The organism is Cobetia sp. L2A1 (genome assembly GCF_009796845.1).
Classification (GTDB): domain Bacteria; phylum Pseudomonadota; class Gammaproteobacteria; order Pseudomonadales; family Halomonadaceae; genus Cobetia.
Window position 1 is genome coordinate 1051223 of record NZ_CP047025.1, and the last position, 24650, is coordinate 1075872.

Annotated in this window: 18 protein-coding genes; 13 read left to right on the forward strand and 5 right to left on the reverse strand. The window is 58.4% G+C overall.

Features of this window, described 5'->3' with window-relative positions; translation table 11 throughout:
* Nucleotides 1-135 precede the first annotated feature (135 nt).
* The 8 genes from GQR90_RS04560 (at nucleotide 136) to acpS (ending at nucleotide 8871) form a co-directional block, all read left to right on the forward strand.
* The gene (locus GQR90_RS04560; protein ID WP_158773080.1) at nucleotides 136-1551 is read left to right on the forward strand and encodes a DegQ family serine endoprotease; all 1416 of its coding nucleotides are present in this window, start codon (nucleotides 136-138) and stop codon (nucleotides 1549-1551) included.
* A gap of 265 nt (nucleotides 1552-1816) precedes the next feature.
* A complete protein-coding gene (gene lepA / locus GQR90_RS04565; RefSeq protein WP_158773081.1) occupies nucleotides 1817-3637 on the forward strand; it encodes a translation elongation factor 4 in 1821 nt (606 codons plus the stop codon).
* Nucleotides 3638-3692: 55 nt separating this feature from the next.
* Nucleotides 3693-4496: a signal peptidase I gene (gene lepB, locus GQR90_RS04570; protein WP_158773082.1), complete on the forward strand. Its 804-nt coding sequence runs from the start codon at nucleotides 3693-3695 to the stop codon at nucleotides 4494-4496.
* Nucleotides 4497-4839: 343 nt separating this feature from the next.
* Nucleotides 4840-5532, forward strand: a complete 693-nt coding sequence (rnc, locus tag GQR90_RS04575; RefSeq protein WP_158773083.1) for a ribonuclease III — start codon at nucleotides 4840-4842, stop codon at nucleotides 5530-5532.
* Nucleotides 5533-5699: 167 nt separating this feature from the next.
* Nucleotides 5700-6710 carry a GTPase Era gene (gene era, locus GQR90_RS04580; RefSeq protein ID WP_158775307.1) on the forward strand — a complete coding sequence of 337 codons (1011 nt, stop codon included), beginning with the start codon at nucleotides 5700-5702 and terminating at the stop codon, nucleotides 6708-6710.
* A gap of 145 nt (nucleotides 6711-6855) precedes the next feature.
* The gene (gene recO / locus GQR90_RS04585; RefSeq protein WP_158773084.1) at nucleotides 6856-7572 is read left to right on the forward strand and encodes a DNA repair protein RecO; all 717 of its coding nucleotides are present in this window, start codon (nucleotides 6856-6858) and stop codon (nucleotides 7570-7572) included.
* 103 nt (nucleotides 7573-7675) lie between these two features.
* On the forward strand, nucleotides 7676-8497 hold the full coding sequence (pdxJ, locus tag GQR90_RS04590) for a pyridoxine 5'-phosphate synthase (protein ID WP_158773085.1): 822 nt from the start codon (nucleotides 7676-7678) through the stop codon (nucleotides 8495-8497).
* Nucleotides 8494-8871 (forward strand): holo-ACP synthase, encoded by a 378-nt coding sequence (gene acpS, locus GQR90_RS04595; RefSeq protein ID WP_158773086.1) that lies wholly within the window; start codon nucleotides 8494-8496, stop codon nucleotides 8869-8871. The genes pdxJ and acpS overlap by 4 nt, the downstream gene beginning before the upstream one ends.
* A 93-nt stretch (nucleotides 8872-8964) precedes the next feature.
* Here the strand turns inward: acpS and GQR90_RS04600 are convergent, their stop codons facing one another.
* On the reverse strand, nucleotides 8965-11907 hold the full coding sequence (locus tag GQR90_RS04600; RefSeq protein ID WP_158773087.1) for an ATP-binding protein: 2943 nt from the start codon (nucleotides 11905-11907) through the stop codon (nucleotides 8965-8967).
* Between the two features lie 330 nt (nucleotides 11908-12237).
* On the opposite strand from GQR90_RS04600, the gene cysM reads away from it, so the two are divergent.
* From cysM to ppc, 5 genes are all read left to right on the forward strand, one after another.
* A complete protein-coding gene (gene cysM / locus GQR90_RS04605) occupies nucleotides 12238-13209 on the forward strand; it encodes a cysteine synthase CysM (protein ID WP_158773088.1) in 972 nt (323 codons plus the stop codon).
* Complete coding sequence (locus GQR90_RS04610) at nucleotides 13209-14612, forward strand: RsmD family RNA methyltransferase (RefSeq protein ID WP_158773089.1); 1404 nt, start codon at nucleotides 13209-13211, stop codon at nucleotides 14610-14612. The genes cysM and GQR90_RS04610 overlap by 1 nt, the downstream gene beginning before the upstream one ends.
* A 56-nt stretch (nucleotides 14613-14668) precedes the next feature.
* Nucleotides 14669-16933, forward strand: coding sequence for a GTP diphosphokinase (gene relA / locus GQR90_RS04615; protein WP_158773090.1), 2265 nt, complete (start codon nucleotides 14669-14671; stop codon nucleotides 16931-16933).
* Nucleotides 16930-17862: a nucleoside triphosphate pyrophosphohydrolase gene (mazG, locus tag GQR90_RS04620; protein WP_158773091.1), complete on the forward strand. Its 933-nt coding sequence runs from the start codon at nucleotides 16930-16932 to the stop codon at nucleotides 17860-17862. The genes relA and mazG overlap by 4 nt, the downstream gene beginning before the upstream one ends.
* Nucleotides 17863-18064: 202 nt before the next feature.
* Nucleotides 18065-20713 (forward strand): phosphoenolpyruvate carboxylase, encoded by a 2649-nt coding sequence (ppc, locus tag GQR90_RS04625; RefSeq protein WP_158773092.1) that lies wholly within the window; start codon nucleotides 18065-18067, stop codon nucleotides 20711-20713.
* A gap of 178 nt (nucleotides 20714-20891) precedes the next feature.
* On the opposite strand, the gene GQR90_RS04630 is transcribed toward ppc, so the two are convergent.
* The 4 genes from GQR90_RS04630 to GQR90_RS04645 form a co-directional block, all read right to left on the reverse strand.
* Nucleotides 20892-21938: an asparaginase gene (locus GQR90_RS04630; RefSeq protein ID WP_158773093.1), complete on the reverse strand. Its 1047-nt coding sequence runs from the start codon at nucleotides 21936-21938 to the stop codon at nucleotides 20892-20894.
* Nucleotides 21939-22050: 112 nt separating this feature from the next.
* Complete coding sequence (pcp, locus tag GQR90_RS04635) at nucleotides 22051-22710, reverse strand: pyroglutamyl-peptidase I (RefSeq protein WP_158773094.1); 660 nt, start codon at nucleotides 22708-22710, stop codon at nucleotides 22051-22053.
* Nucleotides 22711-22787: 77 nt separating this feature from the next.
* A complete protein-coding gene (locus GQR90_RS04640; RefSeq protein WP_158773095.1) occupies nucleotides 22788-23699 on the reverse strand; it encodes a DUF979 domain-containing protein in 912 nt (303 codons plus the stop codon).
* On the reverse strand, nucleotides 23696-24469 hold the full coding sequence (locus tag GQR90_RS04645; RefSeq protein ID WP_158773096.1) for a DUF969 domain-containing protein: 774 nt from the start codon (nucleotides 24467-24469) through the stop codon (nucleotides 23696-23698). Before GQR90_RS04645 ends, GQR90_RS04640 begins: the two co-directional genes overlap by 4 nt.
* Nucleotides 24470-24650 lie beyond the last annotated feature (181 nt).

Here is a 24650-nt window from a genome sequence, read left to right on the forward strand (position 1 = left end):
TTGATGAACTTCAACGCCATGGCGACGTCAATGAACAGGATGCCACTGCAGTCGAGAGCATTGGCGTCAGCATGCTGTATGGCAAGTATCAGCATGCCTCATAACAAGTGACAGGACGTACCAGGAGCCTCATTGATGAAACCCCTTTCCCGCCTGATGATGCCCGCGCTGGCCATGGCTGCCCTGATGGGCACTCATCTGGTTCAGGCAAGTGAATTGCCCGACTTCACGCAGTTGGTCAAGGACTCAGCGCCAGCAGTGGTGAATATTGCGACCACTACCGAGATTAAGCGCACCTCGGCTCCGGCTTTCCGCGGGCCGAATGGTGAAGAGATGCCGGAATTCTTCCGCCGCTTCTTCGGTGACCAGGCGCCGGGTCAGGATCAGGGCGGTGTCGAGAAGCGCTCCAGTCTCGGCTCTGGTTTCATCATCTCTGATGATGGCTACATCATGACCAATGCGCATGTGGTGGATGGTGCCGATGAGGTGATGGTGCGTCTAAATGACCGCCGCGAGCTGAAGGCGCAGGTGATCGGTGAAGACAAGAAGACTGATATCGCGCTGCTCAAGGTCACGGCGGAAGACTTGCCGACGCTCCCGCTGGGTAACAGTGACGCGCTTGAGGTGGGTGAGTGGGTGGCAGCGATTGGCTCGCCGTTCGGCTTTGATCACTCGGTAACGGCTGGTATCGTCAGTGCCATCGATCGCACCTTGCCGTCGGACGCCTACGTGCCCTTCATCCAGACTGATGTGGCGATCAATCCGGGCAATTCGGGTGGTCCGCTGTTCAATCTTGATGGCAAGGTAGTGGGCATCAACTCCCAGATATATACCCGCTCCGGTGGCTTCATGGGCGTGAGCTTCGCGATTCCCATCAATGTCGCGATGGACGTGGCTGACAAGCTCAAGACTGACGGGCGCGTTGATCGCGGCTGGTTGGGTGTGGTCATTCAGCCGGTTTCCAAGGACCTCGCCGAATCATTCGGCCTTGATCGTGCCCGTGGTGCTCTGATCGCCGATCTCGATCCGGATGGCCCGGCAGCAGCATCAGGGCTCAAGAGTGGTGACATCATCACGGCTGTGGATGGCAAGGATGTCGAAAGTTCCGCCAACCTGCCGCGTATGGTCGGCGCGTCTTCGCCGGGTGATTCGCTGAAGCTCTCCCTGCTGCGTGATGGCAAGAGTCAGACACTGGACGTCAAGGTGGGCCCTTGGCCTGGCAGTGAGAAGGATTCGGTCGCCAAGGCAACTGACGATAAGCAGGGGCTGGGCATCGCCGCTGCCGAGCTCGACAAGACTGTCCTGAAAGAGCTGAACATCGATAACGGTGTGCGGGTGATGGAGGTCGATCCTCAGGGAGTGGCAGCAGAAGCCGGTATTGCGGCGGGTGACGTACTGGTGGAGTTGAACCAGGCACCACTGACAAGTGTGAAAGCGCTTCGTGATATCGTCGCAACACTGCCGACAGATCGTCCGGTGTCATTGCGTCTTGTGCGTAACGGCCGGCCACTCTATGTCGCGCTGCGTATGCGTAAAGATACCGACAAGTAATGCAGTCGCCATCGTAATGCTCTGATGACATGTCGGATGATGACACGGTGGATGAAGATATACGGGGCGCATGGGAAACCGTGCGCCCCGTGTGCGTCAGGCAGCAAGCCTCAAGGACGGGCAGGCGTGGGAGACGGCCCAAAAGGCAGCCTCTTCTATCATCGCCTCAAGTCGGACTGTACAATGCGTGCAATTCGATTTCCGTCGTCTCCCGTGATGGCCGTGTATTTTCACGCAGACGGGCACAAATACAGAGCAGTGATCCATGACCGAACGCGTAACGCCGCCGTCCTTGAAGCATATTCGCAATTTTTCAATCATCGCCCACATCGATCACGGCAAGTCGACGCTGGCTGACCGTATCATTCAGCTGTGCGAAGGGTTGAGCGTCCGTGAGCTCAAGGAGCAGGTGCTTGACTCGATGGACATCGAGCGTGAGCGCGGCATTACCATCAAGGCGCAGTCGGTGACACTCGACTATCACGCTGACGATGGTAATACCTATCAGCTGAACTTCATCGATACCCCGGGCCACGTCGATTTCTCTTACGAAGTCTCACGCTCGCTGTATGCCTGTGAAGGCGCGTTGCTGGTCGTCGATGCGGGCCAGGGCGTCGAAGCCCAGTCGGTCGCCAACTGCTATACGGCCATTGAGCAGGGGCTTGAAGTGCTGCCGGTGCTCAACAAGATGGATCTGCCGCAGGCGGACCCGGACAAGGTCTCCCAGGAAATCGAGGAGATCATCGGTCTTGACGCGACGGACGCCTGCCAGGTGTCTGCAAAGTCCGGCATGGGCATGGAAGCGCTGCTCGAGCGCCTGGTGCGTGACATTCCGCCGCCCAAGGGTGATCCGGAAGCCCCGCTGCAGGCACTGATCATCGACTCCTGGTTCGATAATTATCTAGGCGTCGTCTCGCTGGTGCGTATTTTCGATGGCACGCTCAAGAAGGGCGAGAAGATTCGTCTGAAGTCCACCGGTCGCGATTGGGAAGCTGGTGCGATCGGTATCTTCACACCCAAGCGCAAGGAAACGGGTGTGCTGCGGGCGGGTGAGGTTGGCTTCATCGTCGCCGGTATCAAGGACATCATGGGTGCGCCGGTGGGTGACACCATCGTGCACTCCAAGACGGCTGACAAGGTCGAGCGTCTGCCGGGCTTCCTGAAGGTCAAGCCGCAGGTCTATGCCGGCATGTTCCCGATCAGCTCCGACGACTTTGAGGACTTCCGTGACGCGCTGCAGAAGCTGGCGCTGAACGATGCCTCCTTGCACTATGAGCCAGAAAACTCCGATGCACTGGGCTTTGGCTTCCGTGTCGGCTTCCTCGGCACGTTGCACATGGAAATCATCCAGGAGCGCCTGGAGCGCGAGTATGACCTCGACCTGCTGACCACGGCACCGACGGTCATCTACGAAGTACTCATGGATAACGGTGATGTTCTGCCCGTCTCCAACCCTTCGAAGCTTCCGGATATGGCCAATGTCAATGAGCTGCGTGAGCCCATCTGTCGTGCGACTATCCTCGTGCCGCAGGAGTATGTCGGTAACGTCATCACCGAGTGCGTGAATCGTCGCGGTGTTCAGCTCGACATGCAGTTCCTCGGTAGCCAGATTCAGTTGATCTATGAGCTGCCGATGGCAGAGGTCGTGATGGACTTCTTCGATCGCCTCAAGTCCATCTCCAAGGGCTATGCATCACTGGATTACAGTTTCGACCGTTTCGAAGCCGCCAGGCTGGTGCGCCTTGACGTGCTTATCAATGGTGATCGCGTCGATGCGCTGGCGTCCATCATTCACCGCGATCACGCACACGGCCGTGGCCGTCAGCTGGTCGAGAAGATGCAAGAGCTGATTCCGCGTCAGATGTTCGATGTCGCCATCCAGGCTGCCGTCGGTGGTCAGGTCGTGGCACGCTCTACCGTCAAGGCACTTCGCAAGAACGTGACCGCAAAGTGTTATGGCGGCGATGTCAGCCGCAAGAAGAAGCTGCTCGAGAAACAGAAAGCGGGCAAGAAGCGCATGAAGCAGGTCGGCCGAGTGGAAATTCCTCAGGACGCCTTCCTCGCTGTGCTCAAATTGAACGATTGAGGTAGGCCGCCGACTGGCAGCTTGCCATCATGACCTAGAGCAGACAGGGACGACGATGGATTTTTCGCTAGTATTGGTGATTGCCGTGGCGGTGGCTGGCGCGGTGTGGTTGATAGACCTGATAGCACTGCGCGGTGCGCGCAAGGCTCGGCTCGCAAGCGCCGAAGCGTCTGTCGAAGGCAAGCTGGATGGCGAGTCGCGTCAGAAACTGATGCGCGACCCCTGGCCGGTGGATTACGCCAAATCGTTCTTCCCGGTGCTGCTGCTGGTGCTGGTGGTACGCTCCTTCGCGTATGAACCGTTCCAGATTCCGTCCGGCTCGATGCTACCGACCTTGAAGATCGGAGATTTCATCCTGGTCAGCAAGTACGATTACGGTCTGCGGTTGCCGGTCGTCAACACCAAGGTGTTGGAAGTCGGTGAGCCGGAGCGTGGCGATGTGATGGTGTTCCGTTTCCCGGAAGACCCGTCGACCAACTTCATCAAGCGGGTTGTCGGGTTGCCCGGCGATACCATCCGTTATGAAGGCAAGCAGCTCTATGTCAACGGCAAGGCTGTGGGCAAGTCGATCAATGCACGCAATGTCAGTGAGCAGCCCGGCGAAACTTTGCTGGACGAGACACTGGGGAAACATGCGCATCAAATCTACAATAACCCTAGCGACCCTGGTCCGCAGTTACGCGAAGTTCGGGTGCCCGATGGCATGTATTTCATGATGGGTGACAATCGCGACCACTCCAACGACAGTCGCTACTGGGGCTTTGTCCCGGAAGAGAACATCGTGGGCAAGGCGGTAGCGATATGGATGCACTGGAAAGACGGGTTCCCTGACTTTTCCTCGGTACGCCTGATTCATTGATCAGTGCATTCACCGGGCCGCCGCGAGGCGGCCCGTTCGTGTCTGGTAGGGCCGCATGACGGCCTGCCAGGCATTTTGATATTGGATATTTCGACATGGGACGATGCGTCGTGCCTGCCATGTCAACCTGCTGTTCATCATGTCAGGCCCGCAGCCACAAGCTGGCGGAGATCGTGGCTGACGAATATCGGATTGGGATGGTGGCAATCGGCAACTCCTCAAGCCGTGCTGGCTTCGGGCATCGCACAGCATGTCGAAGACTATAGGCACCTTCAGAGATGATAGGTGCATCATTCGACAAGACGCCTGCGGGCGTCCGCGATCAAAGAAAGTAGGGAGACCTGTGAGTAGCACGCTGAATGCCTTTATAAAGCGTATCGGCCATACCTTTGGTGATGCCAGCCTGCTGGAGCTAGCACTGACACATCGAAGCTACGGTGGTCAGAACAACGAGCGACTCGAATTTCTTGGCGATTCCATCGTCAATTTCTTGATTGCCGAAGCGTTGTTCCTGCGCTTTCCCGAGGCTCGTGAAGGACAGTTGTCACGTTTGCGAGCACGGCTGGTCAAGGGGCAGACCCTGGCCGAACTCGGTCGTGAGTTCAACCTGGGTGAGAACCTGCGGCTGGGATCTGGCGAGATGAAAAGTGGTGGTCATCGCCGTGAGTCCATCCTCGCCGATGCTGTAGAAGCCGTGATTGGCGCCATCTACCTGGATGCCGGCATGGCCGTTGTACGTGAACACGTACTGCGCTGGTACGCCAGCCGTCTTGAAGCGCTGAACCTTCAAGACACCCAAAAAGATCCCAAGACGCGTCTGCAGGAGTTTCTGCAATCGCGTCAAGCGGCACTGCCGCGCTATGAGGTGACCAGCGTAGAAGGCGAAGCACATTCGCAAACCTTCAGCGTCGATTGCCATGTCGAGATGATCGACACCAACACCACCGGCGTCGGCTCCAGCCGTCGTCACGCTGAACAGCAGGCGGCCGAGTTTGCGCTGCAACTGCTCGAACCTGCCCGCGGAGCCCGCTCATGAGCCATACCCCAGAAAACGATTCCACCTCGAGCGGCACGTCTGACGCTGCTGACGTCGCCAAAGCCACGGATGTCGCCAAGGCGACTGATGCTATCGACACTACTGATGCGGTCGACGCCTCTCAGCAGGATGCTGATGGGCAAGACATCAGTGCTCAAGATGCTGATATGACGGAGCACGACACGGTAGAGCACGACACGGTAGAGCACGACACGGTAGAGCACGACACTGCAGATCACGACGTCGTAGAGTCAGGGCGGGAAGAGCAGCCGCTTCCGGATACCCGTTGTGGCTTCGTCGCTATCGTCGGCCGGCCCAATGTCGGTAAATCGACTTTGATGAACCATATTCTGGGTCAGAAGGTCTCGATTACGTCACGTCGCCCACAGACCACGCGTCATCAGGTGATGGGTATCCATACCGAGGGCGGCACTCAGTGCGTATTTGTCGATACCCCCGGGATTCACATCATGCAGCGCGATCGCAACAAGGCGATCAATCGTTACATGAACCAGGCTGCCACCCAGGCACTGCGTGATGTAGATGCTGTCGTCTTCATCGTCGACCGCACCCGCTGGATGGAAGAAGATCAGATCGTGCTCGAAAAGCTGACCAACGTGAAGGCGCCGGTCTATCTCGTCGTCAACAAGGTTGATTGGCTCAAGGACAAGAGCACGCTGGGCCCGTGGCTGAAAAGCCTGCAGGAACGTCGTGATTTTACTGCCATCATTCCGATGTCTGCCAAGCACGGCACCAATATCGATCTGCTGCTCGAGCACGTGATGGCGTCTCTGCCGCGTGGCGAGCACATGTTCGCGGATGACCAGATCACCAACAAGAGCTCACGCTTCCTGGCCTCCGAGCTGGTGCGTGAGAAGGTGATGCGTCAGCTGGGCGACGAACTGCCCTACCAGATGACTGTCGAGATCGAAGAGTTCAAGACCGATCAACGCGGCACACTCCACATCAGCGCCTTGATGATGGTCGAGCGCCAGGGTCAGAAGAAGATTCTGATCGGCGAGAATGGCGAGCGGATCAAGAATATCGGTCGCGAAGCGCGTCTCGAGATGGAGCGTGCCTTCGATGCCAAGATCATGCTCAACCTGTGGGTCAAGGTGAAGCGCGGCTGGTCTGATGACGAGCGTGCCCTCAAGAGCCTTGGTTACAATCACGACTGATCGTCGTGAACCGTACCGGATCAGCCAGCACTGAAATGCGCGAGCACAAGTATGCGCGATGGCTATCCGACGCGGACCACGATCCATCATGACCGACCGGCGCAGGAGGCTTTCTGCCTTCTGCGCCCGATGCGAGCTCTGCCTGATGACGCCGCAACCGGCCTTTCTGCTACACCGCAAGCCCTATCGCGAAACCAGTGCCATGATCGAGCTATTGACGCTTGATCATGGTCGTGTGCGTGCGATTGCACGTGGTGTTCAGCGTCCCGGGAGCAAGTCCCGCTCTCGACTCCAGCCGTTTACGCCACTGCATGTGACCTGGCGGGGCGAGAGTGATCTCAAGACGCTCAACCTGATGGAGACTGGCGGTAGCGCCAGTCTCTTGGCGGGCGAGGGCTTGCTGTGTGGCTTCTATGCCAATGAATTGCTGACGCGAACCTTGCCGGTTGAGATGCCGGTGCCGCAGTTGTTCGCGCTCTATTCGTTGACGTTGGATGAGATTGCGTTGCCAGCCAAGCGGGCTCCTGCCCTTCGGCGATTGGAATACAGTCTGCTGGAGGCACTGGAGCAGCTACCGCAGTTTCGTACGCTGGAAGACGACGTGCTGGCCCCAGACATGCGCTATGACTATGTGGTCAGCGAGCGACGCTTTCGTGCGCAACCTGCGGGGGCTCCCGGTATCGAGGGGCGTGCGCTCAAGTTATTGGCCAGTGAAGACTGGGGGCATGCCGGCTTGGCGCGTGAGACTCTGTGGTTGGCACGCCGCGCGTTGGCACCCTTGCTGGGCAATCGCCCTCTGCGTTCTCGCGAATTGATGATGCAGTTGACGGCGCGTCGTCGCGAGAGTCGTCAGGCCACCTGAGGATCGTTGTCGGGAGTGGCGACTTGTCACTGGTCTGCGTCTCGCACTAAATATTATCTTGTAACAAAGCCTGTTCTTGTCATCTACTTTCAAGGAGCTGACCATGCATCCGTTGCGTATCCTGCTCGGGGTCAACATTGACCACATCGCCACCTTGCGTCAGGCCCGTGGCACCCGTTATCCGGACCCCGTTCAAGCCGCGCTGGTGGCAGAAGAGGCCGGTGCTGACGGCATTACCGTGCACCTTCGCGAAGACCGTCGTCATATTCAGGAGCGTGACGTTCGCATCCTCGCTGAGGTGCTCAACACGCGCATGAACCTCGAAATGGCCGTCAGTGAAGAGATGCTGGTGCTGGCTGAGGAAGTGCGCCCGGCCAATGTGTGCCTGGTGCCGGAGAAGCGCGAAGAGCTGACTACTGAAGGCGGATTGGATGTCGCGGGTGACTTGCCGCGTATTCGCGCCGCCTGTGAACGTCTGGCGACGGCAGGCTGTGAGGTATCGTTGTTCATCGATCCTGAGCCCGAGCAGATTCGTGCGGCCTTTGAGGCCGGCGCGCCAGTCATCGAGCTGCACACGGGCGCCTACGCTGATGCCAGTGGTGATGCTGCGCGTATCGAGTTTGAGCGCATTGCCGCGGCGGCAGAGCTTGCCAGCGAACTAGGGTTGATCGTCAATGCCGGTCATGGTCTCAACTATCACAATGTTGAGGCGATTGCCGGTATCTCTGGCCTCAATGAGCTGAATATTGGTCATGCGATCATCGCACGTGCCATGTTCGTGGGCCTCAAGGATGCCGTGACCGAGATGAAGCGACTGTGCATTGCAGGCCAGGAAGCCGGTTTGATGGCAGCACTGGACGCGCATGACCATGAGCACGATGAAGATGGCCATGAGCATGTGCAAGGTTCGGACTGCTGCGGATGATTGTCGGCATTGGAACTGACATCGCGCGTATCGAGCGTTTCGAAGTCGCCATGGCACGTCATGGTGAGCGTTTCGCTCGCCGCCTGCTAGGTGATGAAGAGCTCGCGCGCTTTGTGGGGCATGCGCAGCCGGCGGCCTATCTTGCCAAACGCTTTGCGGCCAAGGAAGCGTTCGTCAAAGCGTTGGGAACAGGGTTGCGTCAGGGCATGCGCTTCACACAGATTCAGGTGGTGAATGATGCGCTGGGCAAGCCGTCATTCCTGCTGTCGGATGAAGCTGCGACGTTATCGTCACGTGCTGGTATCCGCCATCTGCATCTCTCGATCAGTGACGAGCGTGAGCAGGCCATCGCCTTCGTGGTGTTGGAGCGCTAGTCATCGCGATAGCCGTCGCAATACGACAATGCCACCCACGCCTTGAGGCGTGGGTGGCATTGTCGTATTCGCGGCGAGGCCGGATGTTCGGACTCAGGTTGGCGTATCTCCAGAGGAGCCATGGGGCGGAGTGTCACCGGATGTAGTTGTCCTTTCATCGACATTGCTCGCCGCAGCCGGTGTTGCCAGTAGTGCTTTGCCTTCTGCCGATTTCGCCCATTCCTCAAGGCTCGCGATAGCGGCAAACAACGCCGCGACATCACTCTCCAGTTGCGATAGCCCGCTGACGCGAATACGTGTTTCCAGCGCCTCTACCAATAGTGCCAAGCGCGGCACGCCGCAGTAGCGGCAGCCACCATTCAAATAGTGCACGCCATCCAGCATGGCGTCGTCATCGCGACTCTCCCAGGCTTTACGAATACGAGCTTCGCTGTCAGGCAGGCCCACGATCAACAGCCCCAGCATTTCCAGTGCGAGCGCCTCTCGACCTCCGGCCATATCAATGCCCAGTGACATATCGACGATGGGGAGGTCTGCGTCCTGCTCTAACGCGGCAGGCGTCGTTACGCTAGCCGTCGATTTGGCTGTCTGCGTGGAGCGATAGGGGGAGGACGAGTAGCCCTGATAATGTCTCGCCGCCGCAGGCGGGTTTAGCGTAATACCCAGATGGCGACTCAACATGTTGGCCAGCAGACCTTCGTCAATCGGCTTGATGAGATAGTCGTCCATGCCTTCTGCCAGTAGCTCACGGCGTTCATGTGCTAGCGCATGTGCTGTCAGCGCAATGACCGGCAGGTGACCTTGCCCTTCGCGACGTTGATGGCGCAGCGCCTGGGTGGCTTCCAGTCCGTTCATGCCCGGCATCTGGATATCCATCAACACGGCGTCCAGTGGTTGCTGCTGGGCCAGCGCTAATGCCTCCTCGCCACTTTGAGCGGCTAGCGTATCCAGGCCCATGTCGGTGAGTAGCTCCTCTGCCAGCAGGCGATTGGAGGGATTGTCATCAACCACCATGATGCATTTACGTCGCAGTGGAGAAGTGGACGGCTGCACTGAAATGCCAGTCGTGTCTTCTGCAGGTCGCATGATGCTGGGGGGCAGGGTGGCTGTGGATGGGGTATCCACCAGCGGAATGAAGGGCGACGCATTCTGTAGGCTGGACGAATCACGCCGAGGTGAATGCAACAGGTTGGCCAACTTGTGGCGCATCTGAAGTCGGGTGACGGGCTTGCTGACGATCTCGTCGATACCGTAATGCTGTAGATTGTCGGCATCGGCGGGTAGCGGCGCATTGAGCAAGCCCAGAACGCGACAGGGCAGGTGCTTGAGTCGCTGTCCCCACTCATCAAGACGCGTGAGATCACGACTCTCCAGCGCGACGATGACGAGATCCGGCTGTTCATCGATACCGACCAGCTCCAGTGACCAGCGTGTCAGCAGGTAACTGAGTGCCCTGCGAGTCGCCGAGTGAGGCTCAATCAGGCAGATTCGCTGATGATCGAACACCACTTCGCGCGGACGCTCCTCAATGCTGCTGATGGCGACCGGTACGCTGAACAGGAAGGTGGAGCCATGTCCCGGCAGGCTCTCCACCTGGATTTCGCCTCCCATCTGCTCGACCAGACGCTTGGAAATCATCAGCCCCAGACCGGTGCCGCCAAACTGTCGTGCGCGTGACGGGTCGCCCTGCGAGAATGCCTGGAAGAGGCGGTTGCGCTGGGCGCTATCCATGCCGATGCCGGTGTCAGCGACGGCAATCTTGAGCCGTGTGCTGCTACCGGAAAGGTCATCCACCATCACACGTACGATAACTTCACCGTGCTCGGTGAACTTGACTGCATTAGCGACGAGATTGGTGACGACCTGCTTGATGCGTAGCGGATCGCCCTCGAAGCGTTGGGGAACATTGTCGTAGACCAGGCCCAGTAGATGCAGGTTCTTGCGATGTACTTCAGGTGCGTGCATCGCCAGCACTTCCTCGATCAGCGGCTCGATGTCCATCTGTACTTTTTCAAGCTCAAGCTTGCCGGCTTCGATCTTGGAAAAATCGAGAATGTCATTGATCAATGACATCAGTGACGTGGAGGCATTTTGCATGTGCCCCAACCAGTCGCGCTGACGATTGTCGAGATCACTGCGCCCCAGCAGGTTGCTGAAGCCGATGATGCCGTTGAGCGGCGTGCGGATTTCATGGCTCATGTTGGCCAGAAACTCCGACTTGATACGATTGGCCTCCATCGCCTTGCGGCGCGCCATGTCCAGCTCGATATTCTTGATCTCGACCGTTTCCATAGACTCGTGCAGATCCAGCATTGTCTGCTCGATCTGTTCCTGCATGTCTTCTCGGGCGCGCTTGAGCTGGTCGACACTCAGGTTGTAATGCTCGGCCAGTTCGCTCATGTCATCATTGCCCTGGATGGGCAGCTGCTGGTGCGTCTCGCCGCGAGCCAGTCGTGCCATGGCCTCACTGATGTCATGCAGGGGCTGTAGCATCTTGCGCGAGGCATGATAGGCAAACAGCAGTAGTCCCAGGCCGAATACCAAATTGCCCAACCCGTAGCCGACCATCAACTGATATTGATGCAACACGAGGCGCGTATCGGAGGCCTCCAGCACCAGCCAGGAAAGCTGCTCGCCGCGTTTGGCTTCACGCCAGGGGTCGATCACCGGCATCACCAGCGTCAGTGCTTGCTGTGAGGCAGGATAAGCCTCGCTTTCCAGTATGGCGCTGGTGCCCGGGCGCTGGCTCGGGCCGAGATGCAAGAGAGTGCCACCGCTTGACGTGCGCAAGGTGAGTCCACGTACATCACGCTGGTCGATCAGCATCTGTGCCTGCTCGTGCAATCGCTGGTCATCGGCATCCATGGCAGCATTGGCCAGTCCCGGCATTATGGCCTGCATGCTGGCCTGAAGACGCTCCATCATGGCGACATACTCACGACTGGTCTCGCGGTCAATCACGTAAAGGCTGAACAACAGACTCGTGGCGAGGGGCAGCAGCAGCAGGGCAAGCTGGAATCGGGTTCTAAGCAGCATGGCAATCCATCGTGACAGAGCAGGCAGTCGAGAGTGGCCTGCTGGATAATGACTTACGATGACGGAAACCGAACGAAAACGGTGTGCGTCGCAAGAGAGAAAAACATGTCAGACAGTGATTGATCCTACTGATGACCATGTTCGGCCAAGCATACCCTCCGGACTTGAGCGATGCGATGCTCACCGCCCTGACAGAGGTGGGCGGGAGCGATATACTGCGCGCATCATCTTTATCCCGACGCGGTTCCCCGGTCGTCAATAGTCATGATGGCAGCGGCCTGACTCGCGGTCATCGGGCGTTCCGGGCGCAGCGTCCTTGGAGTCTGCCCCATGCCTCATTTCAGCGAATCCGCCGAGTCTCCCATTGCAGAGTTTCCCACCCTGGCCGAGATTGTCGGCAATACGCCACTGGTGCGTCTGACGCGCATCACGGCTGGGCGCAACAATGTGCTGCTGGCCAAGCTCGAAGGCCACAATCCGGCTGGTTCCGTGAAGGACCGTCCGGCGCTCTCCATGTTCACCCAGGCCGAAGCGCGCGGCGAGATCGTGCCCGGTGACACCCTGGTGGAAGCGACGTCCGGCAATACCGGAATCGCGCTAGCCATGACGGCAGCCATCAAGGGGTATCACATGATATTGATCATGCCTGCCAGTGCCTCCTCGGAGCGCAAGCAGGCCATGGGCGCTTACGGCGCGACACTGATTGATGCCGATAACATGGAGCATGCGCGTGATCTCGCCGAAGCGATGATTGCATGTGGCGAGGCCAAGGCGCTGGATCAGTTTGCCAACCAGGACAATCCGCTGGCCCATTATCGGACGACCGGCCCCGAGCTGTGGCAGCAGACGCAGGGTCGCATTACGCATTTCGTGTCTTCGATGGGCACTACCGGCACCATCATGGGCACCTCACGCTATCTGAAGGAATGCAACGCCGAGATCGAGATCGTCGGACTGCAGCCTGCGGATGGCGCGAGCATTGCGGGCATTCGTCGCTGGCCCAGCGAATATATGCCGCGCATCTTCGATGCCACGCGCATTGATCGCACGCTGGATATTGAACAGCACGAGGCTGAAGTCTGCATGCGGCGGTTAGCGCGTGAAGAAGGCATCCTCGCCGGTGTTTCCTCCGGTGGTGCGCTTGCGGGCGCACTCAAGATTGCCGAACAGGTCGAGAATGCGGTTATCGTGTTCATCGTCTGTGACCGTGGCGACCGCTATCTCTCGACAGGCCTTTATATGAATGATGTAACAGATACGAATACTGACAAGACCCCTACGACGACGGGAGAGTCTTCCTGATGGCGCTGCTCGGACAGAAACGCCCGGCACGCAAGCCGACCCGTCGCGAGAAGGAAGTGGCCAGTCGCGATACGCGTGATGTCAATGATGCTGATAGCCAATGGTTGACCGTCGTGCGACTGGCACATGATGGCCGCGGTGTAGCGCACGACGCTACTGGCAAGACCCAGTTCATTGATCGTGCATTGCCTGGCGAGCGTGTCACGCTCGCGATACATCGTAACCACAAGCGCTTCGATGAGGCGCATGTGCGTGTGCGTGACAATGCCGCCGAAAATCGTGTCACACCACCGTGTGAGTATTTCGGCATCTGTGGTGGTTGTGAGCTTCAACATATGTCGCTGGCTTCTCAGCGCACTCACAAGGTGCATGTACTGAACGAGCATGCCACCCGCAATGGCGTGAATCTGCCTGAGATTCAGCCGCTGGGGGAAGACGAGAACCGTTACCGTCGTCGTGCACGCATTGGCGTGCGGGTGTCGGATGCTGGCGAGATTCAGTTGGGCTTTCGCAGTCGTGGCAACAACAAGCTGGTCGATATCCAGACCTGTAGCGTGTTGGTGTCGGAGCTTGCGGATCTGATTGCCCCCCTGCGTGAGCTGATCAATACACTCGAAGCACCCAAGCGACTGGGCCATCTTGAGCTGCTGGCAACGGATGATCAGATTATCGTCGTGGTACGCCAGATGAAGGCCGTGCCGCGCGATGCCGAGCGTTGGCAGGCCTTTGCCAAAACGCATGGCCTGGTCTTCGGCTGGCGGGTGGGGAGTGAGCCGGTGGTGATGGAATGGCTGGCGGGTACGCCAGATGCTGCCTATTCCCTGACGGTCGGTGAGACATCGCTGCATCTTGGTTTCTCGCCGGGTGACTTTGTGCAGGTCAATGCATCACTTAACCAGCGGTTGATCGACACCGCGTTTGAGTGGCTGGGTGATGTAAAAGGGCTGAACGTGATGGACCTTTATGCGGGTGTCGGCAACCTGACATTGGCCGTCGCTGCCGCGGGTGCCAAGCAAGTCACCGGCATCGAAGGCAGTCAAGGCATGGTGGATCAGTTGATCACCAATGCACGCGCCAATGGGCTTGATCAGGTCAGTGCACGGCGTGCCGACCTTAGTCGCTCACTGCCCTCACTTGAGGGTATCGACCTTCTGGTACTAGACCCGCCGCGCGATGGCGCTCAGCCTCTCTGTGAGGAGCTGGCACGTCATCTGCATGCAGGAAAGGTCAATCGGGCGCCGATGCGCGTGCTTTATATCGCTTGTGATCCCACCACGCTGATGCGCGATGCGCGATTGCTTCAGGACGCTGGTTACCGCGTCACGCGCGCGCTGATGGCAGACATGTTTGTACACACCGCACATCTGGAATCGATGCTGCTGCTGGAGCGGGCGGCAGACTGAGGCAGGGCCGTCAGGCCCCGTCATCAAGATAGCAAGATATTCAAGGACATAGGGTCATGGTCAAGGTGCGCGAAGATCAGCCGCTGACCGATAGCGGTGGTGTGGACATCCCAATGTGGGTCGCGCGGTTGCGTGAGGAAGTCCCGTCGGTGAATGCCGATGTCATGGCACAGGCCTGTGAAGTGGCACTCAAGGTGGCGCGTGAGGCAGACGCTCGCGGTGATAAACCCTGGCGTGAACCGCTGGTCAGCTTCCGTTTCAGTCTCGAGATGGCAGATATCCTTTCCGAGCTGAAGTTGGATCAACCGGCGCTAGTGGCAGCGGTACTTTATCGTGCTGTGCGTGAGGGTCATCTGGGCCTTGAAGCGATCGATAAGCACTTTGGCGCGGAAGTCGCGCGCCTGATTGATGGCGTGCTGAACATGGCTGCCATCAGTCAGCTACAGGCTCCTAGCCACGGAATGGTTCAGCACGATCAGCAAGACAACCTGCGCAAGATGCTGGTCTCGATGATCGATGATGTACGCATCGCGCTGATCAAGATCGCCGAGCGCACCGTCGCATTGCGTCAGGTCAAGGACGCTCCGCGAGAGAAACGCATGCGGGTGGCCGGTGAGGTCTTCGATATCTACGGCCCTCTGGCGCATCGTCTCGGTGTCGGTCAGCTCAAGTGGGAGCTGGAAGATCTGTCTTTCCGTTACCGCGAGGAAGACGAATACAAGACCATCGCCAAGCAACTGTCAGAGAAGCGTCTTGAGCGCGAGCACTACATCGCTGACTTGCTGGTAGACCTGCGCAGCCTGATGAGTGAGCAGGGCATTCGTCACTTTGATGTCGCCGGACGCGCCAAGCATATCTATTCCATCTGGCGGAAGATGAAGCGCAAGCGCATCGACTTCTCCCAGGTTTACGATGTGCGTGCGGTGCGTATTCTGGTCGGCACGGTCAGCGACTGCTATACGGCACTCGGCATCGTGCATTCGCGTTGGCATCATGTGCCACACGAATTCGATGACTACATCGCCAATCCCAAGAAGAATGGCTATCAGTCGCTGCATACCGCGGTGGTCGGGCCTGGTAACAAGGTCATCGAGATCCAGATTCGTACCTTCGACATGCACGAAGAGGCCGAATTGGGTGTCTGTGCCCACTGGCGCTACAAGGGCCATGATGTTGGCCACAAGAGCCGTAGTTACGAAGACAAGATCGCCTGGTTGCGGCAAGTGCTTGAGTGGCAGGACGAGGTGGGTGAGAGCGGTGGTCAGGAAGCGATTCGCGAAGGACTTAGCTCCGACGTCGCGCCGGACCGCATTTACGTCTTTACGCCTGAAGGACACGTCATTGATCTGCCAAAGGTCGCTACGCCGATCGATTTTGCCTATCGCGTACACACCGAGGTAGGGCATCGCTGCCGCGGGGCCAAGGTCAACGGACGTATCGTGCCACTGACCTACAAGCTCAAGACCGGTCAGCAGGTCGAGATTCTGACGGCCACCAGGGGTGGCCCGAGTCGCGATTGGTTGAACCCCAATCTGGGCTATGTGCGAACCACGCGGGGGCGGGCCAAGATTCAGGCCTGGTTCAAGCTGCAGGCGCGTGACCAGAATGTCGATGAAGGGCGGGTGCTGCTAGAGAAGGAATTCTCGCGGCTGGCGCTTGAGAATCTCGACCGTGACAAACTGGCCAATGCCGTCAATTATCCAACGCGTGACGACATGTATGCCGCCATCGGTGCCGGTGATCTGCGGGTGGGGCAGGTACTGCATCAGGCTCAGCAACTGTTTGGTGATACTGATGATCAGGAGCAGCTCGAGCGCCTGCTGCGTCAACGCAAGCCGCAAGGTAAGGAGAAGCCAGACACGGTGATGGTACTGGGGGTGGGCAACCTCAAGACCACCATGGCCAATTGCTGTCATCCGGTCCCCGGCGATCAGATTGCGGGCTTCATCACCCAGGGGCGGGGCGTCACGGTACACCGTCAGGATTGCCCGAACCTGATTCAGCTACGCTCCGACGAGCCACGCCGTATCGTCGATGTCGAGTGGGGCCAGCGTTCGTGCAGTCAGTATCCGGTAGATATCGAGATTCAGGCCTGGGACCGCTCTGGTTTGTTGCGCGATGTCACCAATGTCTTGAGCGGTGACAAGGTCAATGTGCTGTCGGTGAATACCCGTACCGATCAGCTCGATAATATTGCGACGCTGAAAATTACGCTGGAAGTCGAGAATCTGGACGTCCTGGGGCGTGTGTTCGCGCGTATTCAACAGCTACCCAATATCATCGACGTCAAACGCCTGCGTGTCGGGGGTGGCAAGAAATGACGTCGGCAGCACTTGATGGCCTCGAGCATGACGACGCGCGCTACAGTCTCGATGACCTGCTGACGCTGATGTCCGTACTACGCGATCCGCAGTACGGCTGTCCATGGGATCTCAGTCAGGACTATGCGAGCCTGGTGCCTCATACCCTGGAAGAGGCATATGAGGTCGCTGATGTCATCGAGCGAGCGGCGCACGCTACTGCGGACGAGAATACGGTACTGGCTGAGTTGCCCGCCGAGCTGGGTGACCTGTTGTTTCAGGGGGTGTTTTACGCTCAGATTGCCAGTGAACAGCAGCGCTTCGATTTCCATGACGTCATCCATGTGCTGACGACCAAGATGTTGCGGCGTCATCCGCATGTCTTCCCCGATGGCTCCTTGTCGTCACGGCGCGAAGGTGTACTGCCTCATGAAGTGGATGAGAGTACTGTCAACGCGCGCTGGGAGCAGATCAAGCAACAGGAGCAGCTCACGGCATATGAGCCTTCCGTTCTTGAGCACTCCGTTGCGGAGAGTGGAAGCGACGGCACTAGCGTGCTGGATGGCGTGCCGCGTGGGTTGCCAGCGCTGTCACGTGCGGCCAAATTATCGAAAAAAGCAGCGCGTTCCGGCTTTGATTGGCCGGATATTGGCGGTGCATTTGCCAAGATTCGTGAAGAACTGGCGGAAGTGGAAGAGGCGCTTGCCGAGGGCGATGAAGCCCACGCGCGTGAAGAAGTGGGTGACCTGTTGTTTGCGGTGGTCAATCTTGCGCACACGCTCAAGGCGGACCCTGAGCAGGTACTGCGGGGCACCAATGCTCGCTTTGAAACACGTTTTCATCATGTGGAATCAGCGATAGCAGCGCAAGGGAGCTCGCTCAAGCAGGCGACATTTCCCGAGATGCTGACTCACTGGCATGCTGCCAAGCAACGCGAGCCGCATCGCTAAATGTAGTAAATTTACGCGATGGTCGGATTGTGACGTAGTGGCCCGTGAACGTATGCTGAAGGGAAGCGATCAGGATAATTATCATGTCCTGCTTTCCGGTCTGCTGCGCTGCGGGCCATTTTTCGTTTTTTGCCATGCGCCATGCGCAAGAAGACACGAGAGATGTTTCCGTAGCGGCACCGTCACTCCCAAGGAGGGTTTCATGAGTCACGATCTGCATGAATCGCTGCGCGATAATGTGCGTATTCTCGGCGATAACCTGGGCCATACCATCGCGGCTGACCTCGGCGATGAATTCGTGGAGCGCATCGAGATGATTCGCGCTCTGGCCAAGCGTGGTCAGCAGGGTGATCTGGCAGCACGTCACGAATTGATCGATTATCTACGCGACTTGCCGGACAGCGACCTGCTACCGGTCACACGCGCCTTCAACCAATTCCTCAATCTCTCCAATATCGCCGAGCAGCACTACCGCGGCCGCTTCAAGCGCGTCGAGGATTATCGCCCTGGTAGCCAGCCGGATCTGGGCGAGTTGATCACGCGCATTCGTGCCCGTGGCTTCAGTCCTCAGAAAATCGTCGAAGAGCTCTCGGCGATGCGTGTCGATCTGGTATTGACCGCACATCCGACGGAAGTCATTCGTCGGACGCTGATTCAGAAGTACGATGCCATCGAAGGCTGCCTGACACAGATGGAAGGTGCCTGTGATCGTCCAGAACAGGCCACGCTCGCCCGTGCGCGACTGAGTGAGCTGATCAGCCAAGCCTGGCATACCGACGAGATTCGTCACGAGCGTCCGACGCCGGTGGATGAGGCCAAGTGGGGCTTCGCGACCATCGAGAACTCGCTGTGGCAGGCCGTGCCTGACTTCCATCGCCAGTTGGATGAGATGACGCTTGAAGCGGCCGGTGAACGTCTGCCGCTCGACGCTGCGCCCATCTGTTTCGCCTCCTGGATGGGCGGTGACCGCGACGGTAACCCGAATGTGACGGCGCGTGTGACACGCACCGTGCTGTTGCTGGGTCGCTGGATGGCGGCTGATCTCTATCTGCGTGATCTCGAGCAGCTCAAGTCTGAGCTGTCGATGTGGAAGTGCTCCGCTGCACTGCGCGCCGAGGCGGGTGACGTGGCGGAACCGTATCGCGAAATTCTGCGCCGCTTGATCTTGCGCATGGAAAGTACACGCGACTGGGCCAAGGCCGGTCTGGACGGCAAGCGCCACGAGGGTATCGATATCATCGAGACCCGCGAGCAGCTCTATACCCCATTATTGACCTGCTATCGCTCGCTATGTGATGTCGGACTCGACACCATCGCCAATGGTGCGCTCCTCGATACCCTGCGTCGTGTGACCTGCTTCGGGGTGACGCTGACCAAGCTCGACATTCGTCAGGAAAGTACTCGCCATTCACAAGTCTTTGATGAGCTGACCCAATCGCTGGGACTCGGCAGCTATTTCGAATGGGACGAGCAGGAACGTCGTGACTTCCTCATCCGTGAGCTAAGCAACCGCCGTCCGTTGATCCCCCATCATTGGGAATGTTCCACCGATACCCGAGAAGTCCTGGATACCTTCAAGGTGATCGCCCGCGAGCACCGTGAAGCGCTTGGCACCTACGTCATCTCCATGGCCGGTCAGGCATCGGATGTGCTGGCGGTAGCACTGCTCATGAAGGAAGCGGGAGGTGATGTGCGCCTGCCTATCGCTCCGTTGTTCGAGACGCTGGATGATCTGGATCGCTCCGGTCCGGTGGTCGATGCGCTGCTCGGCACGCCTATTTATCGAGAGCATGCCGGCAATCGTCAGGAAGTGATGATCGGTTATTCCGATTCCGCCAAGGACGCCGGTCAGTTGGCCGCAGCCTGGGCGCAGTATCGTGCTCAGGAAACGCTGGTTGAGATTACGCGCAATCATGGCGTTGAATTGACGCTGTTCCATGGTCGTGGGGGCACAGTGGGGCGTGGGGGCGGTCCGGCACACGCCGCCATCCTGTCCCAGCCACCGGGTTCAGTGACGGGCTCACTGCGCGTGACCGAGCAGGGCGAGATGATTCGCTTCAAGTTTGGACTGCCGGATATCGCCAGCCGCTCCATGGAGATCTACGTGTGTGCCGTACTGGAGGCCAGCCTGCTACCACCGCCGGCACCCAAGCAGGAATGGCGCGACGAGATGACCCGCCTGGCCGAGGTGGCGCATAAAGCCTACGTGGGTGTCGTGCGTGAAGACCCGAACTTCGTGCCCTACTTCCGTGCTGTGACACCGGAAACGGCACTGGCGCGTCTGCCACTCGGTTCGCGTCCAGCCAAGCGTCGCCAGGATGGTGGCGTCGAGACACTGCGTGCCATTCCGTGGATTTTCGCCTGGACCCAGATTCGCCTGATGCTGCCAGCCTGGCTGGGTAGCGGCGAAGCCTTCTCCAAGCGTATGGACGAGGAGGGTGGGCTTGAATTGCTGCGCGAGATGATGAACGACTGGCCGTTCTTCTCGACCTATGTAGACATGCTGGAGATGCTGTTGGCCAAGGCCGATCTGTCGACGGCTGCCTACTATGAACAGCGGCTAGTCGATGAACCGGCACTCAAGGCGCTAGGGAAATCACTGCGCGACCGCTTGGTGCGGCTAGAAGCCGTGGTGCTGGAAATCCGTGATCAGCACGAGTTGCTCGAAAACATGCCGCTGATTCGCCAGGCAATCGACGTGCGCAACCCGTACATCGATCCGCTGCATGGCTTGCAGGCTGAGCTTCTGCAACGTAATCGGGATGCCGATGGCGCCATTTCCGCAGAGCTGACACGTGCCCTGATGGTGACGATGGCGGGTATTTCGGCAGGCTTGCGCAATACGGGCTAGATGGGGTCGGGCTTCTCCACGCAAAGTCCCGGCTTTGGTAGCCTGATAGCGTTTGCAACATGGAAAGTAAAAAATCCCCCACTAGAGCCTCTCTGGTGGGGGATTTTTTTATCTGCAGGCGACTACCGATGAAGGGTGTATTCGGTTATGCCTCAGAGTGATGGCCCGCAGCTCGGAATCAAAGCAAGCCACTGGAACGTTCTGCGACCAATGGCATCAGAAAACGCTCACGTTGCCATGCTTCATCCTGATTGAGTGCCACCAGGTGCAGCAGTTTCGAGAAAGCTGCCTCCAGCGTCATGTCGTCTCCCGACAGCACGCCGATAGTGGCCAAGCCGGCGCCTGCCGCGTAATGGCCAATGCTCACTGAGCCATGCGGACATTGGCTGATACCCGCGAGCAACTTGCCCTCGCCACGTGCATCGGCCAACACACCGAGGAGCTCAGCATCCTCTGGGAGATTGCCACTCCCCCATAACTCCAGCACAGCCCCTTTTACCTGGGGCCGCATCAGCTGAACACGCACGCTCTCAGCACTGATGCCGGGATATAGAGACAATCGAATGACGGCATCCTGCCCGAGGCATGCGTAATCCGGTAATTCAAAGGCGGGGCCTTGATCGTCCAACAGGCGTCCTGCGTAGAGCACCACGCGGTCATCGACCCATTCACCCAGTAGTGGCGTATTGGGCGTGGTGAAGCCACGATGATCCTGAGTGAACCACTTTCGCGTGCAGACACCGCGCAGCAGCTGACCACCAAAGGCAACCACCACCTCGTTGAGCATCGGTTGAGCCGCTGCCGCCAGCGCCAGCTCGACATTGGCTAGTGCATCACTACCTTCGGCTTCCAACGGTAGCTGAGCGCCACTGACCACCACGGGTCGTGCCGTGCCCTTGAGCTGGAAGGCCAGGCTGGAAGCCGTCCATGCCAATGTGTCCGTACCCTGCAGTACCACGAAACCGTCGAAGCTGTCATAGGCATCGGCAATCTCGCCGGCGATCTTCTGCCAATCGGCAGGCGTGGCTGACGAAGAATCGATCAATTGCGGAAATTCGCGCAGCGTGAAGGCAGGCAGACGGCCACGACGACTCGGTGAGAGCTGGTTCAATGCCTTGCGCAGACGCTGATCAAAGCCACCGGCTGTCACCAGCCCTTGTTCACTCTCCACCATGCCCAGTGTGCCGCCGGTATAGAGCACCAGAATATGTATCTCGGGAGTCATCACGTCCACCTGCCACCAATAAGAAAGCCGGCATTGTACCGTATGCCGGCTTACGCATGCCTGCCCGTTGTCAGGCCGCAGATGAGGGAGGTGATGCGCGAGAGTGAATGCGTTAGCTGATATTGCCACCGCCGAGATGCATGTCTTCATGATGTGACATGGCACTGATGCACAGAATGCGCACACCCTCCAACAGGCTGCCGAGGCTCATGGTAGGGAGGCGGCCGTCGAGACTCTGCTCCGGAAGGGCAGGGATGTGCACAAAACCTGAGCGGATGGGACTCTCGGCCAGATAACGCTGGATTCCGTAGAAGAGGTGATTGCACACGAAGGTGCCAGCGCTAAAGGACACACTGGCCGGGAGTCCGGCAGCTTGAAGGTCACTGACCATGGCCTTGATGGGCAGTGTCGTGAAGCATCCATCGGGACCATCGGGTTCGATGGGTTCATCCACCGGCTGATGCCCGCCGTTGTCCACGATGCGATAGTCATCAAGGTTAATGGCGATTCGCTCTGGCGTGATGGCGCTGCGGCCACTGGCCTGGCCCAGCATGATAACGACATCGGGCGCGTGCATGTCGATGGCGTCGATGACACTGTCGATAGCCGCAAAGCGTGTGACGGGCACGCGGCACGCGATGATGTCGACTGAATCCTGTGTCTGATCAGGAAGTGTCAGCCTTTGTCCATCGAGTGCCTCGATGATCTGGAGAGCGGGATTGACGCTATCGGTGCCGAAGGGCTCGAAACCGCAAAGGAGAAGACGCGACATGGGGGGATGTCCATAGCAGAGCCCGCCACCTCAAGACAGATGCACTTGGGGTGCGGGCGAGAAGGATAGAAGTCGAATCAGAACGCCAGTAGCAACATCAGACTGATATTGGCTGCCAACATGATCAGTGCCGGAATGATCTGGGTGCGAATGATGTGATAGCGATCATCCAGCTCCAGCAGGGCGGCCGGTACGATATTGAAATTGGCGGCCATGGGAGTCATCAGCGTACCGCAGTAACCGGATAGCATGCCCAGGACACCGACAATGGCCGGGTTGCCACCATGCAGAGCGATGACCAGCGGGTATCCGATACCGGACGTGATCACGGCAAAGGCAGCAAAACCATTGCCCATCAGCATGGTGAAGATCGCCATCCCCAGACAATACGCGACGACACAGGCTATCAAACTGGTATCCGGCACCACGCTTGAGACCAGTCCGGCGATGGTCTGACCCACACCGGCTTGATCGAACAACAGACCCAGTGCTGCCAGAAATTGAGGCAGGATTGCTGCCCAGCCAATCGAATCGGCCAGCCGGCGACCTTCCTGCATGCCGGTGGTGGGGCGCTCACGCAACAGCAGCAAGGCGACGGCGAAGGCCAATACGGTCGCCGCACCCAGACCCACCAGTGCGCTCTGGCCCGTGGCAAAGGTATAGAGGAAGGTGCCAACGGGAATGACCAGCGCGGGGATGAACAGTCGTGATCCCAGCCGTTGCCGGCGAGCCAGGCGCGCTTCATCACTCAGTGTCTGGTAGTTGCCGAATCCGAGCTGGCCGGTCGCTGCCAGTAGCGCCAACGCCAGCATGGCGATGCCGACCCCGACGTCGGGTAGCCATTGGCCAAATGCCAGGCTGATGCCGAAGATCATCCAGAAGGCACTGGTGCCCCAACGACGGGGATGTTCATGATCAAAGAGCGTCAGTACGGCAAAGGCCATGAGGGTGAAGCCGGTGATCAGGTAAAGCACGTCGATGCCATTCATGAGCGGCTCTCCTGCGCAGGCGTGGCGTTGATAGGGTCACTTGCCACTGAGCCTGTTTCGCCGGGTGTGCCTGGATACTCTTCGCGTAGAAGACGCTGTTCGTGACGAATGCGCTTGTCCAGTAGACGACACATCACGAAGACCACTACCAGTGAGACGAGGGCGGTAGGGATGGCATAAAGCGCCATTTCCGCCAGGCTGACCTGGGCGCCACTCTTGTCCAGCACGCTCTTGATCAGCAGAAGGCCACCCGAGGCGACGAAAATGAGCTGACTGAAGAAGTTGCCGAAGTTCTCGCTGATGGCATTCAGCACTCGGATGCGTTGACTTAGGGCATGAAAGCGTGTGGATTCGAGCGCGGCAGGGGGTAGATCACGCTCAGCGGCGCCTACCGACATCGGAGCGACCAGCGGGCGAATCATTGCAGGGTGCCCTCCCAATTGCAGGCCGAAGGCGTTGGTCAGCTTGCGCAGAATGAGATAGCTGAAGGTGATGCGCCCGGCACTTGCCACGCGCAGTTTCTGTACCAGGTGTTCTGCCTGGTCACGCAGACCATTGCGTTCCAGTAGCCCGATCACCGGAAGTGTAATGATGAAAAGAGAAACGGCACGATTGTCGGTAAAGGCCTTGCCGAGTGCCGCAAGTATTTCCGTGGGCGACATCCCCGCTACCAGTCCAGAGGAGAAGCCTGCGACCAATACCACCAACAGGGCGTTCAAGCGCAGAGCAAGGCCGACGACAATGATGACAACACCGATCAGCGAGAGCATAGACTGCTCCTCGACATCAGTAAGGGGTATGTAGGGAGAATCATTGGAATATCTCTGATTATTGTATTGTTGGCAGATGGTTACGGGCACTCCGCATGAGTGCGTCCCATCAGAGGGTAGGCGCAGTTGGATATGATCCAAATGAGACATTAGGAATATATAAATTAATCTGAATTAAACT

Excerpts from the sequence above, each read along its gene's own strand:
- GQR90_RS04560 (WP_158773080.1), top strand. The coding sequence starts at position 136 with ATGAAACCCCTTTCCCGCCTGATGATGCCCGCGCTGGCCATGGCTGCC.
- lepA (WP_158773081.1), top strand. The coding sequence starts at position 1,817 with ATGACCGAACGCGTAACGCCGCCGTCCTTGAAGCATATTCGCAATTTT.
- lepB (WP_158773082.1), top strand. The coding sequence starts at position 3,693 with ATGGATTTTTCGCTAGTATTGGTGATTGCCGTGGCGGTGGCTGGCGCG.
- era (WP_158775307.1), top strand. The coding sequence starts at position 5,700 with ATGACGGAGCACGACACGGTAGAGCACGACACGGTAGAGCACGACACG.
- recO (WP_158773084.1), top strand. The coding sequence starts at position 6,856 with ATGACGCCGCAACCGGCCTTTCTGCTACACCGCAAGCCCTATCGCGAA.
- pdxJ (WP_158773085.1), top strand. The coding sequence starts at position 7,676 with ATGCATCCGTTGCGTATCCTGCTCGGGGTCAACATTGACCACATCGCC.
- acpS (WP_158773086.1), top strand. The coding sequence starts at position 8,494 with ATGATTGTCGGCATTGGAACTGACATCGCGCGTATCGAGCGTTTCGAA.
- GQR90_RS04600 (WP_158773087.1), bottom strand. The coding sequence starts at position 11,907 with ATGCTGCTTAGAACCCGATTCCAGCTTGCCCTGCTGCTGCTGCCCCTC.
- cysM (WP_158773088.1), top strand. The coding sequence starts at position 12,238 with ATGCCTCATTTCAGCGAATCCGCCGAGTCTCCCATTGCAGAGTTTCCC.
- GQR90_RS04610 (WP_158773089.1), top strand. The coding sequence starts at position 13,209 with ATGGCGCTGCTCGGACAGAAACGCCCGGCACGCAAGCCGACCCGTCGC.
- relA (WP_158773090.1), top strand. The coding sequence starts at position 14,669 with ATGGTCAAGGTGCGCGAAGATCAGCCGCTGACCGATAGCGGTGGTGTG.
- mazG (WP_158773091.1), top strand. The coding sequence starts at position 16,930 with ATGACGTCGGCAGCACTTGATGGCCTCGAGCATGACGACGCGCGCTAC.
- ppc (WP_158773092.1), top strand. The coding sequence starts at position 18,065 with ATGAGTCACGATCTGCATGAATCGCTGCGCGATAATGTGCGTATTCTC.
- GQR90_RS04630 (WP_158773093.1), bottom strand. The coding sequence starts at position 21,938 with ATGACTCCCGAGATACATATTCTGGTGCTCTATACCGGCGGCACACTG.
- pcp (WP_158773094.1), bottom strand. The coding sequence starts at position 22,710 with ATGTCGCGTCTTCTCCTTTGCGGTTTCGAGCCCTTCGGCACCGATAGC.
- GQR90_RS04640 (WP_158773095.1), bottom strand. The coding sequence starts at position 23,699 with ATGAATGGCATCGACGTGCTTTACCTGATCACCGGCTTCACCCTCATG.
- GQR90_RS04645 (WP_158773096.1), bottom strand. The coding sequence starts at position 24,469 with ATGCTCTCGCTGATCGGTGTTGTCATCATTGTCGTCGGCCTTGCTCTG.